At 38.2% G+C, this 13643-nt stretch carries 16 protein-coding genes, 1 pseudogene and 1 riboswitch; of the genes and pseudogenes, 9 read left to right on the top strand and 8 right to left on the bottom strand.

What is annotated here, in order from left to right:
- Nucleotides 1–24: 24 nt before the first annotated feature.
- Entirely contained in the window at nucleotides 25–531 is a 507-nt protein-coding gene (locus EEI45_RS03700; RefSeq protein ID WP_125164193.1) for a folate family ECF transporter S component, read from the bottom strand.
- 39 nt (nucleotides 532–570) lie between these two features.
- Nucleotides 571–660: riboswitch (THF riboswitch) on the bottom strand.
- A 72-nt stretch (nucleotides 661–732) separates the two neighbouring features.
- Between EEI45_RS03700 and ybaK the strand changes: the two genes are divergently transcribed.
- Entirely contained in the window at nucleotides 733–1212 is a 480-nt protein-coding gene (gene ybaK / locus EEI45_RS03695; RefSeq protein WP_125164192.1) for a Cys-tRNA(Pro) deacylase, read from the top strand.
- A 95-nt stretch (nucleotides 1213–1307) separates the two neighbouring features.
- Here ybaK and EEI45_RS03690 read toward each other — a convergent pair whose 3' ends face one another.
- The 7 genes from EEI45_RS03690 to nrdI all read right to left on the bottom strand — a co-directional run bounded on the left by EEI45_RS03690 (nucleotide 1308) and on the right by nrdI (nucleotide 6984).
- Nucleotides 1308–2123 (bottom strand): mechanosensitive ion channel family protein, encoded by an 816-nt coding sequence (locus tag EEI45_RS03690; RefSeq protein WP_125164191.1) that lies wholly within the window; start codon nucleotides 2121–2123, stop codon nucleotides 1308–1310.
- Between the two features lie 81 nt (nucleotides 2124–2204).
- Nucleotides 2205–2858 carry a YihY/virulence factor BrkB family protein gene (locus tag EEI45_RS03680; RefSeq protein WP_228410527.1) on the bottom strand — a complete coding sequence of 218 codons (654 nt, stop codon included), beginning with the start codon at nucleotides 2856–2858 and terminating at the stop codon, nucleotides 2205–2207.
- Nucleotides 2786–3112 carry a hypothetical protein gene (locus tag EEI45_RS09130; protein WP_228410526.1) on the bottom strand — a complete coding sequence of 109 codons (327 nt, stop codon included), beginning with the start codon at nucleotides 3110–3112 and terminating at the stop codon, nucleotides 2786–2788. Before EEI45_RS09130 ends, EEI45_RS03680 begins: the two co-directional genes overlap by 73 nt.
- 46 nt (nucleotides 3113–3158) lie before the next feature.
- On the bottom strand, nucleotides 3159–3413 hold the full coding sequence (locus EEI45_RS03675) for a glutaredoxin family protein (RefSeq protein ID WP_125164189.1): 255 nt from the start codon (nucleotides 3411–3413) through the stop codon (nucleotides 3159–3161).
- The gene (gene nrdF / locus EEI45_RS03670; protein WP_125164188.1) at nucleotides 3413–4489 is read right to left on the bottom strand and encodes a class 1b ribonucleoside-diphosphate reductase subunit beta; all 1077 of its coding nucleotides are present in this window, start codon (nucleotides 4487–4489) and stop codon (nucleotides 3413–3415) included. Before nrdF ends, EEI45_RS03675 begins: the two co-directional genes overlap by 1 nt.
- A gap of 14 nt (nucleotides 4490–4503) precedes the next feature.
- Complete coding sequence (gene nrdE, locus EEI45_RS03665) at nucleotides 4504–6618, bottom strand: class 1b ribonucleoside-diphosphate reductase subunit alpha (protein WP_125164187.1); 2115 nt, start codon at nucleotides 6616–6618, stop codon at nucleotides 4504–4506.
- A complete protein-coding gene (nrdI, locus tag EEI45_RS03660) occupies nucleotides 6619–6984 on the bottom strand; it encodes a class Ib ribonucleoside-diphosphate reductase assembly flavoprotein NrdI (protein WP_125164186.1) in 366 nt (121 codons plus the stop codon). It lies immediately after the preceding gene.
- Nucleotides 6985–7310: 326 nt separating this feature from the next.
- On the opposite strand from nrdI, the gene EEI45_RS03655 reads away from it, so the two are divergent.
- The 8 genes and pseudogenes from EEI45_RS03655 (at nucleotide 7311) to EEI45_RS03625 (ending at nucleotide 13636) form a co-directional block, all read left to right on the top strand.
- The gene (locus EEI45_RS03655; protein ID WP_228410525.1) at nucleotides 7311–8387 is read left to right on the top strand and encodes an SIS domain-containing protein; all 1077 of its coding nucleotides are present in this window, start codon (nucleotides 7311–7313) and stop codon (nucleotides 8385–8387) included.
- A 155-nt stretch (nucleotides 8388–8542) separates the two neighbouring features.
- Nucleotides 8543–9031, top strand: a pseudogene (locus EEI45_RS03650) (PTS system mannose/fructose/N-acetylgalactosamine-transporter subunit IIB).
- A 31-nt stretch (nucleotides 9032–9062) separates the two neighbouring features.
- The gene (locus EEI45_RS03645) at nucleotides 9063–9833 is read left to right on the top strand and encodes a PTS mannose/fructose/sorbose/N-acetylgalactosamine transporter subunit IIC (RefSeq protein ID WP_125164184.1); all 771 of its coding nucleotides are present in this window, start codon (nucleotides 9063–9065) and stop codon (nucleotides 9831–9833) included.
- Nucleotides 9826–10644 carry a PTS system mannose/fructose/sorbose family transporter subunit IID gene (locus EEI45_RS03640; protein ID WP_125164183.1) on the top strand — a complete coding sequence of 273 codons (819 nt, stop codon included), beginning with the start codon at nucleotides 9826–9828 and terminating at the stop codon, nucleotides 10642–10644. Before EEI45_RS03645 ends, EEI45_RS03640 begins: the two co-directional genes overlap by 8 nt.
- A 66-nt stretch (nucleotides 10645–10710) precedes the next feature.
- Nucleotides 10711–11757, top strand: a complete 1047-nt coding sequence (locus EEI45_RS09125; RefSeq protein WP_228410524.1) for a BglG family transcription antiterminator — start codon at nucleotides 10711–10713, stop codon at nucleotides 11755–11757.
- A complete protein-coding gene (locus tag EEI45_RS09120) occupies nucleotides 11717–12574 on the top strand; it encodes a PTS sugar transporter subunit IIA (RefSeq protein ID WP_228410523.1) in 858 nt (285 codons plus the stop codon). The genes EEI45_RS09125 and EEI45_RS09120 overlap by 41 nt, the downstream gene beginning before the upstream one ends.
- 70 nt (nucleotides 12575–12644) lie before the next feature.
- Complete coding sequence (locus EEI45_RS03630) at nucleotides 12645–13247, top strand: alpha/beta hydrolase (protein ID WP_125164182.1); 603 nt, start codon at nucleotides 12645–12647, stop codon at nucleotides 13245–13247.
- Nucleotides 13244–13636: a CoA-binding protein gene (locus EEI45_RS03625; RefSeq protein WP_125164181.1), complete on the top strand. Its 393-nt coding sequence runs from the start codon at nucleotides 13244–13246 to the stop codon at nucleotides 13634–13636. Before EEI45_RS03630 ends, EEI45_RS03625 begins: the two co-directional genes overlap by 4 nt.
- Nucleotides 13637–13643 lie beyond the last annotated feature (7 nt).

Below are 13643 nucleotides of genomic sequence, written 5' to 3'. Positions count from 1 at the left end.
AAAATTTAAGAAAGCATAGGATGCCTATGCTTTCGTTAATCGAGTTTTATAAGGTTTCATATAGTCCAAAACCTTTTTAATGACAAAAATCTTAATGGGAAGCATAACTAAAGATTTCGTTACGCGAACGGGTATCATCGCAAGATAACTCTTTCCAAGTACCAAACTTAACCAATACGTATTTAATAACAAATTGATGGCAATCGTATTAAAAAGCGCAATCCCGACAATAACGGATAAGCGGCAATCTGCATCCTTCAACAATCCATACATCGCGCCAATAATAAATGCTGATAAGGTAAAACCGGGAAAATAAGCACCCCCTTGTGGGAAGAGCACTGCTCCCAATACATCTGCAAGTGCAGCTGCAACGCCACCAAATAACCAACCATATAAATACCCTGCAATTGCCATTGGTACATAGGTAAAACTAATCTTAACGATGGGTGTTGGTATTGCTAAAAACCGTGAAACAACGATTTGAAGCACCACAAACATCGCAAGATGTGTAAGCTTTCGTGTATTCATCATAAATTCCTCTTTTCTTTGTCAAGCAAAAAGAAAAGCTCTCGCAACGGACGCAATAACACATCGCGCTTTCGCTTCGTCATACAGAAACTTCCCATCCGTATGCACTTAACGCGTGTCATTTACTTTGCTTGATAAATTAAGAATACCAAGACTGCCCTAAGAAATCAACTTATGTTACTATATACTCAAATGAGGTGTAAAATGAAAAAAACGAACGCAATGCGCATTCTTGATCAAAAGAAAATTGACTATACCATGCGCGAATATCAAAGTGATGGCATTAATATTGATGGCATCTCGGTTGCCAAACAAATTCAAGAATCAGCCGAAAAGGTTTTTAAAACCATCGTCTTGCATAATGGAAATCAATATTTTGTTGCTCTAATCCCTGTTGCCGACCATATCGATCTCAAAGCATGTGCAAAAGGGTTAGGGGTCAAAAAACTTGAATTGCTACATGTGAAGGAATTATTCGACCTAACCGGGTATGTTCGAGGCGGTTGCTCGCCGATCGGTATGAAAAAACAATTCCCTACAATTATTGATGAAACGTGTTTGCTCTTTGAGACTATAATCTTTTCCGGTGGACGCATTGGAACGCAAATTGAGATGAAACCTGAAGCACTCATTAAACTGATTAATGCAAAAACCGGTGCAATCACTGCTATCGAAAATTTATAAATAAACAGAATCCGCTTAAGCTGTTAATTCAGGCCATCCAAAAAGGTAACACATCATCCGTGTTACCTTTTTTTGCATTTAATTAATAATATCATCTAATTGGATAAATCCTGTTCAACATAAACGGTCCGAGTTGGAAACGGTAGTGTAATATCATGGGCTTCAAGTGCATAAATAATTACACGACGAAGATCTCGCTCAACTGCCCAGTTTTTTCCTACATACGTTTTACATGTAATACGAATATTTAACGAACTTTCTTCATATGCTGTAACGCCTTGAACAATCGGTGTTTGCATAATTGATCCTGGATTTTGATAGTGTTTTACTGTATTATTTAAAATTTCTAAAATCGTATCCAGATCTTTGTCATAAGGAACAGGTACATCAACAACCGCAAACATAAATTCCTTCGACATATTCGTAACCATCTTAATTTCACCATTAGGTATGATATAAACTTTACCATCCGTCCCATTACGCAATCGCGTCGTCCGCAATGTGATGTCCTCGACTGTCCCTGTCACATTCGATAAGGAAACAACATCACCGACATTAAATTGATTCTCCGATAAAATAAAGAATCCATTAATAACATCCTTCACAAGTTGTTGTGCACCAAATCCTACCGCAACACTCCCTATACTTGTGACTGCAAGAATGGGCTTCGTATCCAATCCGATTGTTTCTAAAATAATGATAAACGCAATAAAATACACAACATACACAAGTGTTCTCGAAATAATTGGGTAAACCGTACGTTGTTGTTTGCCAAGCGGAACTTTATTTTCAATTTTAACAAGACTCTTACGAATGATACGAACCACTACGAACACAATAAAAAGCGTTACAGCGATGCTTACCAAACGTAAGACAAATGGTTTTTCAATAAAAAGAATCAATTTTTCCATAAACGTCAACTCCCTTTAAATATATTAACAAGGTTCTACACGCATTACAATTCAAAACAAAAAGAAACACCGTGGTGCTTCTTAGTCTTGTAAGTGTTCTGAATTGTCCTCAACCTCTGTAATGGCATCTTCCTTTACTGGGTGTTTGTTTTCAATATGATCATGAATAAACTTTTCTTCTCGTTCATCGATTTTTTCATTTGTTTTTTCCAGAATGGATATCAGTCGATGCTTCCCTTGAACAGGCAATGAATCATCACGAACAACATAGTTTATGCAATATCCAAAAAAGACAACCCAAGCGATAATCCACCCTGAAATTAAGAGAATCATTATCGATGCGAGTGGACCATAAATGGTTTGGTAATTTGAATATTGATTAATGTACACAAAGAAAAGACGGCCTAATAGAATCAAGATGATTGAAGTAATTGCAGATCCCCAAATAACATCGCGAAATCGCGTGTATTTAAATGACAACAATCGGTAGAAAAAAACGAAGAAAAATGTAATGACTATTGGACTCGTAAATTTATTGATAAATGGAACATATCCAATTAAGATTCCAAAAGCCATGATTCCTAAAACAATCATGATAAAGTAAATACACGCTAAAATTCTTAAAAAGAAATGATTAATATTGACCCCATCTTGTTCGCTACTTAACAGTAGGAACGAATAAATACTTTTGAAGCAACCCAAATCGATACCCCAAGCAATGAGATGATCAACCATAAATTCGACAAATCCGATGTTTGAATGTAATCCACAAATGGCAGAATTAAGTCCGCTGGGACATAACGTTGTAAAAGTTGAATAATCTGTGATACATCGTATACATACGTCCCCACAAACACCACCGATATAATGATAAACGGTGCAATACCAACGATAATTGAATATGCCAAAGCATATGTAAAGAGTGTCCCTTCATTTGAGGACATCATCTCCATAACAGTTTGGATTTTTTTATTATTTTTTTCATGCACCACTTCTCCTTATATCAATGTAACAAAAGACTGGAATAATTCCAGTCTAAATGATTTTTTCGAAAAATGCGTTTACTTTAGATGGGTTTGTATCGAGCAATACCTCATCGCCCCCGATTAAGGCAGGCGTTGCCATAATCCCATGATCCAACGCGATTGATTTAAAACGTTCTGGGTTTTCCTCTCGCTTTACCACTTCGATATGTTCGGCATATTTATTACGAAGTCCCAACTCGAGGTAGTTCTTTAATGCCATACATTTTGGACAGTTGTCCTGAGTTAACATCATAACTTTTGTCATTATCGTGTAATCCTTTCTTTATCAAAGAAGAAGTCATCATCATGTAATGATTCAGATTTCATTTTTTGATAACCATTTCCCTTCATCGAGAAGTTATCCATTGTTTTTGTTTCAGTGTTTAATCCATTAAGTACAACAGGGTTTACTTCTTCATATTCGTAATATGCATCAAACCCAAGATTCATCATGGCTTTGTTCGCATTGTAACGAACAAAGATCTTAACATCGTGCGATAATTCTACGGGATCATAAATTGTTTCAATGAGTTCAACTTCTTCCTCATAGATTGCATCGAGATAGGTTGTAAGCCATTCATAGAGCGACGCTTGTGTCTCAGCATCGAACTTGCGATAAAGTTCCATCGCCAAGTTTCCAATATAAAGCCCATGGATACTTTCATCACGCAAGATAAGATTAATGATTTCTCCAGCTTGCATTAATTTCCCTTGACCATAAAAATAGAGGGGATAATAGAACCCACTATAGAAGAGGCACGATTCCAAGAACACGCTTGCAACCATGGCTTTCCACTGTGCAACATCAAATTCAAAGTCATCCACTGGATCCCCTAAATCTGCATATTGCTTGCGATAGGTAAGACGATCTAAGTTTTCATAGTAACCAACAATTAAAGCAAGAATATTTTGCATATTCTTATTTTGTTCGCCCCATCGATAAAGGTCATCAATTTCTTCGTTTTTCATATATGTCATAAAAATATTTGAATAACTTTTCGCATGCACAGCATTTTCCATAGCTGCCATAAAGTTCAACACCGACTTACGCTGATGATATTTATGATCAATCGATCGCGAAACAACAGGCATTCCTATATCACCTTGATATGTATCGAGGAACGTAAGTACGAGTAAGTTTCGTCCATAGGCCAGTTTCACATCTTCAGGTAAACTCGCCCATAAATTTAAATCAGGCTGAAGACTAATGTCTTCCGGTCTCCAAAACTGACTTAAATTTTGTTCGTAAAACGTCTGTGTAAAATTATCTTCATGTTCATTCCAATTCGCGCCATCGTATTCGCGATCCGCCTTAATCTCATTAATTTGCTTTAACATCATCGTTTTCCTCCTCCTTAAACCGCACAACTTTCACATTCATCAATTCTCAATTTTTGTGTTCGTGTATAGTACAACGTCTTAATTCCTTGGTAATGTGCATAGAGGTAATAGCGTTGTAGACTTCGTGTTGTCTCATCCGAAGTAATGCATAACTCAAATGAAATTCCTTGATCAACATGCTTTTGAGCCGTAGCAATCACGTCGATAATCTTATACTTATCCATTTGATATGCTGATTCGTACATAAACCCCGCAACATCCGCAGCAGGCATTGGGAAGTATGTTTTTGAATTTCCATACGTACGTTCTTCGACAATTTGTTTAATTGGCGTTAAGGAAGGTGTAGCACTCATAACATATGCAATCGAACCATTCGGTGCAACAGCTAATCGATTTGAGTTGTAGAGTCCATGGGTCATTACATCTTCTTTTAATTGAGCCCAGTCTTCATCCGTTGGTATTTCAATATCCGACAACAAGCCTCGAACCACGTCAGTCTTTGGTAATACTTGACCCCGATCGTTGAAATAACTGCCGTCCGCATACGAACTTCGCTCAAAACCATAGAATTTCTCGCCGGTTTCTTTCGCTTTCTCCATTGAATGCACAAGACTATAATAGTTAATTAAACTAAAGAACACATCAATTAAGTCAATATCTTCTTCACTACCGTAACCAATGTAATTTTCTGCAATATAACCATGATGTCCCATAATACCAAAACCAACACTTCGCATAATGCGGTTTGCACGCGCTACAGCGGGAACATGCGCAATATTTGTTTTTTCGGAAACAGAGTTCATAATTTCCATTGCAGCAAATACGGTCTCTTTAATGGAGTTATTTTTGATCATATTTCCCATATGACCGCTCGCAAGGTTACAAGAAATATCGAGACCGATTTCATCTTCATCACGGCGATGATAATCACCATAGTGAGATACAATCGACGGCTGTAAAATTTCTGTACATAAATTCGAGAACTTGATTGGATCAGCAAGTGGATTTTCTTTGTTTACGTTGTCCGCATACATAATGTATGGATAACCTGACTCCCCTTGTAATTGCGCAATCATATCAAATAACTTACGTGGATTGATTTTGCGTTTGCGCACTTTAGGATTTTCAACCAACTTGTCGTACCATTCATCCATCTTAATGGCGACATCTGAGAATGGAATCCCGTATTCTTTATAGACCGTGTGTGGATAGAAGACATACATGTCTTTATCTTCACGCGCTAATTCAATCATTTTATCGGGCATCACAACCCCCATTGAGAGCGTTTTAACACGAACATCATCATCGGCATTGAGTTTTTTTGTTTGCAAGAAATCTTCAATATCAGCATGGAATACATTTAAGTAAACAGCTCCTGCACCTTGACGTTGTCCCATTTGGTCGGCGTATCGGAATGCATTATCTAAAAGTTTTGCTACCCCAACAACACCTTTCGCAACGTTTGGAATGTCTTTAATTGATTCGCCTTTTGCACGTAAATTGGTCAAGTTAATGGAAACGCCACCACCCAATTTTGAAAGTTGCATCGCAAATTCTTGAACTCGTGCAATATCGTTTAACGAGTCATCCACTTCCAATAAGAAACACGATACAAATTCACCGCGTTTTTTCTTACCGGTATTGAGAAGTGTTGGTGTTGCCGGTGTAAAATCTTGCGCAATTAACGACGTAATCAGTCTTTTAGCAAGTTCAAAGTCGCCATCCGCATGATAAAGTGCAATTACCGAAAGACGGTCTTCATAACGTTCTAAAAACACACGTTCCGCGTCAATGGATTTAAGTGCGTAATCATTATAAAACTTAAACGCTCCCATATATGTCGGGAAACGGAATTTGGCATCATATGCAATATCATAGACCGCTTGAATTTGATCAAACGTATACTTTTCTAAAAATTCTGTTTCGTAATAATCATTCGTTGTAAGATATTCCAATTTTTCTTCAAGTGAGTGAAAAAACTGAGTTTTCTTATTGATTTCATTTAAAAAGTAAGAGCGGACTGCCTCCTTATCTTTATTTAAATCCTTAATATTTCCATCGCCATCAACGATTTGATTATTTAGGATTACCCATTCTGGAATTTGATTTGATTTATTTTGTACTGTCATTTATTTTGTCCTCCCCTTATATGATTCAAGCCATTGTTGAACAATCTCCACATCTTTTGTGAATCCTGATCCTTCAAACTTTAAAACAAGTTCAATATTGTATTCATCATGAATTTTATCGCCTGCTGCACCGAAGTTTGTGCCCCAATTGCGATTGCCACCAACCGCAACGCCAACGACCTTTGCAGCTTCGTGTTCCAAAAATGCTTTGGTCTCTTCCGTTACCTTACCGAAATCCCATGACCGCGTTACCAAAAAAATGTCTTCATCCATCGGTTCATACTCTAAGATATCAATACATGGTACGCCAAGTTTTTCCGCAAATCGTTGACATTGCCCCGTTAAACTGTCAAAAACCACAATCACATCGTCACATCCTTTCGAACTAATTTCATTTAAACATAACCCTCACCGAAATTCTTGAGTATTGCATGAAATTCCCGCGAAATTGAAGAATGTAAACTTGAAAGATAAATTAATTAACGTTTATCATTGTTAGTAACTTTGTTTTTCATTTCTCATTCTTTTTTGTGAGTTTTTATATTTTACATATTGACACACAAAACAAGCATTAAAACTCAGTTTTGAAACCGCTTTAAATTTATGCACGAACATTCGTGCAAAAGTCCCTATGGAACTAAAAACCAGAGATATGTATGATAAAGGCGAGCAAAGGAAAGAGAGGTGACTCAATGAATACATTAAGGGATTGTATTATTGAAATCCCAGAAAAATTAAATCATTTACGTGATCAACGTGATGTGATTGCAACCGCAATAAACCAAGCGACACATGGAGATACTGTACGCAAAGTTGTGGTTGTGGGTTCGGGTTCATCTTACAATACGGCATTTACCACAAAAACATTTGCGGAATCTACATGCCACATTGAAGTTGAATTAATGTACCCCAGTATTTTTGTTGAACACTATAACCGAGCACTTTGTGATCAACATGCACTCTATATCTTCATTTCACAAGGAGGCCAAACAAAACTTGTGTACGAAGCGATTGAATGCGCCAATCAATTAGGACTGAAAACAGTTTCGATTCCCGAGTCGCTTGAAACACCGATTGCGAAAAAGGCACAGACCGCACTTGAAATGGGCAGTGGAAAAGAACAATTTATTTTTCGAACACTTGGGTTTTCGACGACATGTACCGTTCTTTATCTTATTTACCTATCTCTTGGCGTTATAAACAATCAGATTGACCCCACACAATCTGAAGCAATTATCAAAGACTTAGACGTGATGATTCAGGAACTCCCCCACATTCGTGAAGCATCCAATGCCTTTTATCACAACAATAAGTTATATTTTTCAAAGACAGATGCTTATATCTTTTCCGGACCGGGCGCCTTATGGCCCATTGCTCAAGAAGCAGATATTAAGTTTATGGAAATGCTACCCAGTCTTACCAATAGTTTCGAACTTGAAGAATTAATTCATGGTCCACAAAATATGTTTACCCATGACCAAGGGTTCTTCTTACTTGCGTATCACGAAAATGATTTGCGTAAAAGCAGGAAGATTCAGAAATTTATAACACAGGAAGTGCATGCCCGCTGTATAATTGTCTCAAATACGGACAAAGACGATTTCAATATCAACACGAAATCAACGTATTTCTATCCACTTGCTTATATGACATTCTTCCAAGTGCTTGCATACCACATTGCTACAGATCGTGGTCGCGACCTTTCGAAGACAATGTATCCCCAACTTTCGGAATACATCAATAAAAGTCTTGAGACGAAACGCTCTTAATGAAGGTTCCTTCGAACTACATTAAATTGTCTAAAGCATTGGACCTTATGATTTATCGCACTGTGCGATGTTGGTTTTATTCGAATATCGATAACGGATAACTTCAATCCGACACTTACATCACTAACCGGTACTATATAAAGAAGGAGTATATTATGATACAAAAAATTAGAATCGATGACCGCTTGTTACACGGTCAAGTCGCTTACAGTTGGAAATCTGCACTCAATTATGAAGCAATCGTAATTGCAAGTGATGATGCAGCATCGGACCCAATTCGTAAACAAGCACTTAAACTTGCCAAACCTGACGGGGTTAAACTCGCAATTCGTTCTCTTGATGAAGCCATCGCCCTTTTAAATAATGAAAAATGAAAAGGTCTTAAGGTATTTGTTGTGACTGCATCCCCACATGATGCACTCAAACTCTACCAAGGCATTCAAGAAACACCTGTATGTACACTGGGTGGTGTTCAAATGAAAGAAGGTCGCAAAGCCTTCGCACCAGCTGTATACTTCACACCCGAAGAACTCCACGCCATGGACGACCTCATTGGTTTAGGAATCTCTGTCGAAGTAAAACAAGTACCCGATGACAAAGGTAAAGACTTTTCAGATTTACGTCAAAAATATTTAACACAGTAATCTACTAAAAATATATAAGGAGGAAATATCTATGCAAGAAGCGTTACTTGTTGGTCTTGTAGTCGCCTTGGTATGGTTCGTAGAAAAGATGCTCGGAACCCCAATGGCCAATCGACCACTTATTATCTCACCCCTTGTTGGACTCGTACTTGGCGATCTTCAATCAGGAATAATTATTGGTGCCAGTCTTGAGCTTTTCTTTATGGGTGCCATTCAAGTTGGTGCTGCAGTACCACCGGATGTGTTAATTGGTTCTGCACTGGGAACAGCGTTCGCAATCTTATCCGGTCAAGGATCTGAAATTGCGCTTGCGCTTGCTTTACCGATTGCAATCCTTGCACAATCATTAAAAGTTATTATCTTTATTGTTCGATCATGGTTTATGGACTTTGCCATGAAACTCGCAGAAGATGCGAACATTAAAGGAATGTTTGCCCTCAATATTGGAGGTCTCTTACTTCACTGCCTCATGTACTTTACAGTAGCCTTTATTGCTGTACTCTTCGGTGCAAGTGCTGTAGAAGGATTTGTACAAGCCATTCCCGCAAATCTAATGAATGGTCTTGAAGTTGCTGGAAAACTGCTCCCTGCAGTAGGGTTCGCATTGTTACTCCAACCGATGATGAATGGAAAAAACATTCTCTACTTCATTCTTGGATTTATTCTTATTGCCTACCTTGAATTACCAATCTTAGCAGTAACCTTATTCGGTGTTATTCTTGCCTTCATTATTGTCTTTGAAGTCGGACAAGCACCTGCAGCCATAGAACATGATGAATTGGAGGACTTATTCGATGAATAAAATAGAAACAACAAAAGAAGATAAAAAGTTATTTCGAGAAATCTTCTGGTACTCATTCTTACTCGAAAATTCCTATAACTATGAACGCCAACAAGGACTCGGATTTGCGGTAGGAATGTGCCCAGCCATTAAACGCTTTTACCACACCAAAGAAGATCGTGCCGATGCACTTGTACGTCATATGCAAATCTTTAACACAACCCCTCATGTTGTTTCCGCCATCACGGGTGTTGCGACGGCACTTGAAAAAGAAGCAAGTCAAAATCCCGATTTTGATAAGAATACAATTAATAGCATCAAGATTTCATTGATGGGTCCATTTGCTGGGATTGGTGATTCCTTTTTCTGGGGAACCATCCGTATTATTGCAACCGCAATTGCGTTACCTTTATCACAACAAGGAAACATCCTCGGTCCGATTTTATTCCTAATTGCATTCAATGTTCCACATATGATTGTGCGTTACCTTGGTGGTGTCTTTGGATATAAATTCGGAACAACCCTGATGGATAGTGCATCCGAATCCGGTATTTTCGCAAAGATCACCAGAGCAGCAACCATTGTCGGATTAATGGTTATTGGAGGCATGAGTGCTCAAATGGTTAAACTTAAAACCATTGTGGCATTTTCATTTAATGAAACAGAGTTTTTACTCCAACAATACATTGATCAAATCTTCCCACTGCTTTTACCACTTCTTTATACACTTTTAATGTTCCATTTATTAAAGAACAAGAAAAAGAGTTCGATGTTCTTACTGCTTGTTACCATTGCATTTGGTATCATTGGTTCGTATATTGGATTACTCTAATTGCACAAGACAGGATGTTGCGTTATCGTTAAGATACGCAACATCTTTTTTTTAAAAGGAGGACTTATGGAATTCACAAATCGGCAACTTATCATCATGCATCATCTTGCACAAGGGCAAACCGTTACAGCCCATGAACTTGCACTTTCAAGTAATGTATCCATTCGAACAATCAAGAAAGAGATCCAAATACTTCGTGAAGTGTTGAAGTCATATCAGATTGAGGTTTGTTCCATTCCAGGCCATGGATATCGTCTAAATCCGCTAAATGAACACCAAGAAGAAAAAATTTTCGAGAACATTGGCTCGATTAGCTTGATTCGACGCATGAATAGTTTTTCGCGAAATAACTCCGAACGTGTTTCTTATCTAATTCGAACGCTCTTAAACGCCAACGATTACCTAAAGATTGAAGACCTCGCAGAACGGATGTTTGTCAGCCGTACCACCATTCACAACGACCTTAAAGATGTTCGACTGCAACTTCGCCGATTTCATCTTGAACTAAAATCTCGACCTGCATATGGACTGAAACTCATTGGGTCGGAATTCAACCTGCGGCTTGCCTTTGCGGAATACTTTTTCCATAATACCTTAAGTCTTGTGGAATCGAAGGAAAAAGAAGCATTCATCCTCAACAATGACATGCTTCATAAAACGGAAGCGATTGTAAAGGAATGTTGTTTTAATGCGAATATCCTTCTTTCTGATTTTTCACTCCAAAATATTGCAGTACATATTTTAATCCTTTTTAAACGTCGTCGTGAAGGTCACACCGTTGAAATTCATAAAACAACTGATTCACCACTACTCCCCCTTGCTCAAACGATGGCCAATGCGATTAGTACGCTTTTAAATGAAGACCCCTTAGAAAAATCAGAACTTCTCTACCTGGCAATCCACCTTGACAGCAAACAAATCATTGCGCACTCAGGAAAAACAAAACTGCAAGACGAGGCACTCATCTACGATATTTTCACTGAAATCGATAACAACTTCGCGATTAACTTTTTCGATAATCACGAACTTTTTCGTTATCTGTTATTACACATTCCCCAGATGATTAAACGGATTGACCATTCGAAATCCGCTAATCCATCGAAACCTTCGTGAATTTCTCTTTGCCGCCAAGGTAACCATCTCTGCCGTTTCGGTCATCGAATCCAATTATCCCGACATTTCCATAAATCTTGATGAGTTTGGCTATTTATTACTTTATTTCCAAGGTGCACTCATGACCCGCCACCAACAAACCCTCAACATTGGATTTATTGGTGGAAATGGACGGTCTGAAACCATTGTTTATGCCCAAACTTTGCGCGAACATTTTAATGATGATCATATTACTGTCAGCGTTTATGGATCCTTACAAGAAATTACACAACCTCTGGACATCGGCGTATCCATGGCCAAAATGACCATCCCACAAGCCCGTGAAGTCGTCGCAATCGAGGATGGGAACTACCTTACCCATATCGAACAAAAAATCAAACAATTCGATCTTGCTGAAGCCGATTTAGACCACTATCTTAAACCTCAATATGTAATTTATAACCTCCCTGGCAACAACAAAGAACAAGTCCTTCACAACTTAACTGAGAAAATGAATACCATGAACCTTCTCAAACCCCACTATGATTCAAACCCCTTCACAACACATGAAATCGGACACAATCTTGTACATTTACAAGATCTCAAGAAACATGTTGATCGGGCTTTATGTTTTGTAGCGGTATTGGAAAAACCGATTATCTGGGATAAAAGTGAAGTTCACGTTCTTTTTATTATTAAAACAAAACGTGATGGGGATCATGACCTCTTCTACCTATGTGATCGATTCTCAAGATGGTCTATGGACCGTCTTAAAGTCCAACAGCTTATCGAAGGTCAATCCTTTGATGAATTTAAACACGCGTTAATTTCTGCCTAGCGCATGACTTGTCCCAAAACCTTACATCATGTATGATGTTTTCATATTTACGACTTAAGGAGTACATAAAATGATACATAAATTTATTGATAACGGAAGCGATAAAACGCTTGTTTTATTTCATGGAACAGGTGGTGATGAAAACGTATTACTGCCGGTAGCGAAAATGGTTGCCCCCACAATGAATCACCTTTCCATCCGAGGCGACGTCGTTACGTTTGGTAAACGACGCTTTTCTGCTGTACAAAGCGAAACTCAAATTCTTGATGAAGCGGACTTATTGGGCCGAGTTCGTACAATCTTGGATACTGTGAAGTCATTACAAGACGCCTACAATCTTGGCGAACTATGGGCATTAGGTTTTTCTAATGGCGCCAATACCATCGCAGCCTTAATCCTAGAACAACCAACCCCTTTTAAAAAGTGTGTCTTACTGAGACCGATGAACTTCACAAGTGATACACAGGAGCTTGATTTAAAGGGCATGGACATTTTAATCCATAGTGGTCGATTTGATGATATAATTCCTTATGAAAGTGCCGTCGCTTTGGAGAAACGTCTCATTAATAATAATGCACGTGTTACACACCGCATTTATGAATTGGACCATCGGATGCGCGCTTACGAAATCGAAGAAATCAAACAATGGTTTGATATGGAGCTAACATTATGAATAACCCTTATGAAATCCTAAATGTATCACAAACATTTGTGATAGCTGGAATTAATAACAAACCCGAATCGTATGCATACCGCATTTATAAATTGTTAGAACAAAAAGGTAAAACGGTTCTTGGTGTAAATCCAAACTATACAGAAATTAATGGCAAGACCGTCTACCCTTCCTTTTCGGAAATCACGGACACCGTTGATGTTGCTGTGATGGTTGTTAATCCTAAAATTGGCATTCACATGCTCGAATCAATTAAAGAGAAAAGCATCAACGTTCTCTGGCTTCAACCCGGCACCGTAAACGACGTTTTACGTGCCAAGGCAAAAGAACTTGATCTCAATGTAATCGAAGCCTGTGTGCTTAAGGAATACGCTATAAACGAGCAATAAACACGAA

The organism is Erysipelothrix piscisicarius, from assembly GCF_003931795.1.
Taxonomy (GTDB): domain Bacteria; phylum Bacillota_I; class Bacilli_A; order Erysipelotrichales; family Erysipelotrichaceae; genus Erysipelothrix; species Erysipelothrix piscisicarius.
The sequence above is the reverse complement of the archived record's forward strand: the minus strand, read 5'-3'. Positions and strand labels throughout refer to the sequence as shown.

Excerpts from the sequence above, each read along its gene's own strand:
- EEI45_RS03700 (WP_125164193.1), bottom strand. The coding sequence starts at position 531 with ATGATGAATACACGAAAGCTTACACATCTTGCGATGTTTGTGGTGCTT.
- ybaK (WP_125164192.1), top strand. The coding sequence starts at position 733 with ATGAAAAAAACGAACGCAATGCGCATTCTTGATCAAAAGAAAATTGAC.
- EEI45_RS03690 (WP_125164191.1), bottom strand. The coding sequence starts at position 2,123 with ATGGAAAAATTGATTCTTTTTATTGAAAAACCATTTGTCTTACGTTTG.
- EEI45_RS03680 (WP_228410527.1), bottom strand. The coding sequence starts at position 2,858 with ATGGTTGATCATCTCATTGCTTGGGGTATCGATTTGGGTTGCTTCAAA.
- EEI45_RS03675 (WP_125164189.1), bottom strand. The coding sequence starts at position 3,413 with ATGACAAAAGTTATGATGTTAACTCAGGACAACTGTCCAAAATGTATG.
- nrdF (WP_125164188.1), bottom strand. The coding sequence starts at position 4,489 with ATGATGTTAAAGCAAATTAATGAGATTAAGGCGGATCGCGAATACGAT.
- nrdE (WP_125164187.1), bottom strand. The coding sequence starts at position 6,618 with ATGACAGTACAAAATAAATCAAATCAAATTCCAGAATGGGTAATCCTA.
- EEI45_RS03655 (WP_228410525.1), top strand. The coding sequence starts at position 7,311 with ATGAATACATTAAGGGATTGTATTATTGAAATCCCAGAAAAATTAAAT.
- EEI45_RS03645 (WP_125164184.1), top strand. The coding sequence starts at position 9,063 with ATGCAAGAAGCGTTACTTGTTGGTCTTGTAGTCGCCTTGGTATGGTTC.
- EEI45_RS03640 (WP_125164183.1), top strand. The coding sequence starts at position 9,826 with ATGAATAAAATAGAAACAACAAAAGAAGATAAAAAGTTATTTCGAGAA.
- EEI45_RS09125 (WP_228410524.1), top strand. The coding sequence starts at position 10,711 with ATGGAATTCACAAATCGGCAACTTATCATCATGCATCATCTTGCACAA.
- EEI45_RS03630 (WP_125164182.1), top strand. The coding sequence starts at position 12,645 with ATGATACATAAATTTATTGATAACGGAAGCGATAAAACGCTTGTTTTA.
- EEI45_RS03625 (WP_125164181.1), top strand. The coding sequence starts at position 13,244 with ATGAATAACCCTTATGAAATCCTAAATGTATCACAAACATTTGTGATA.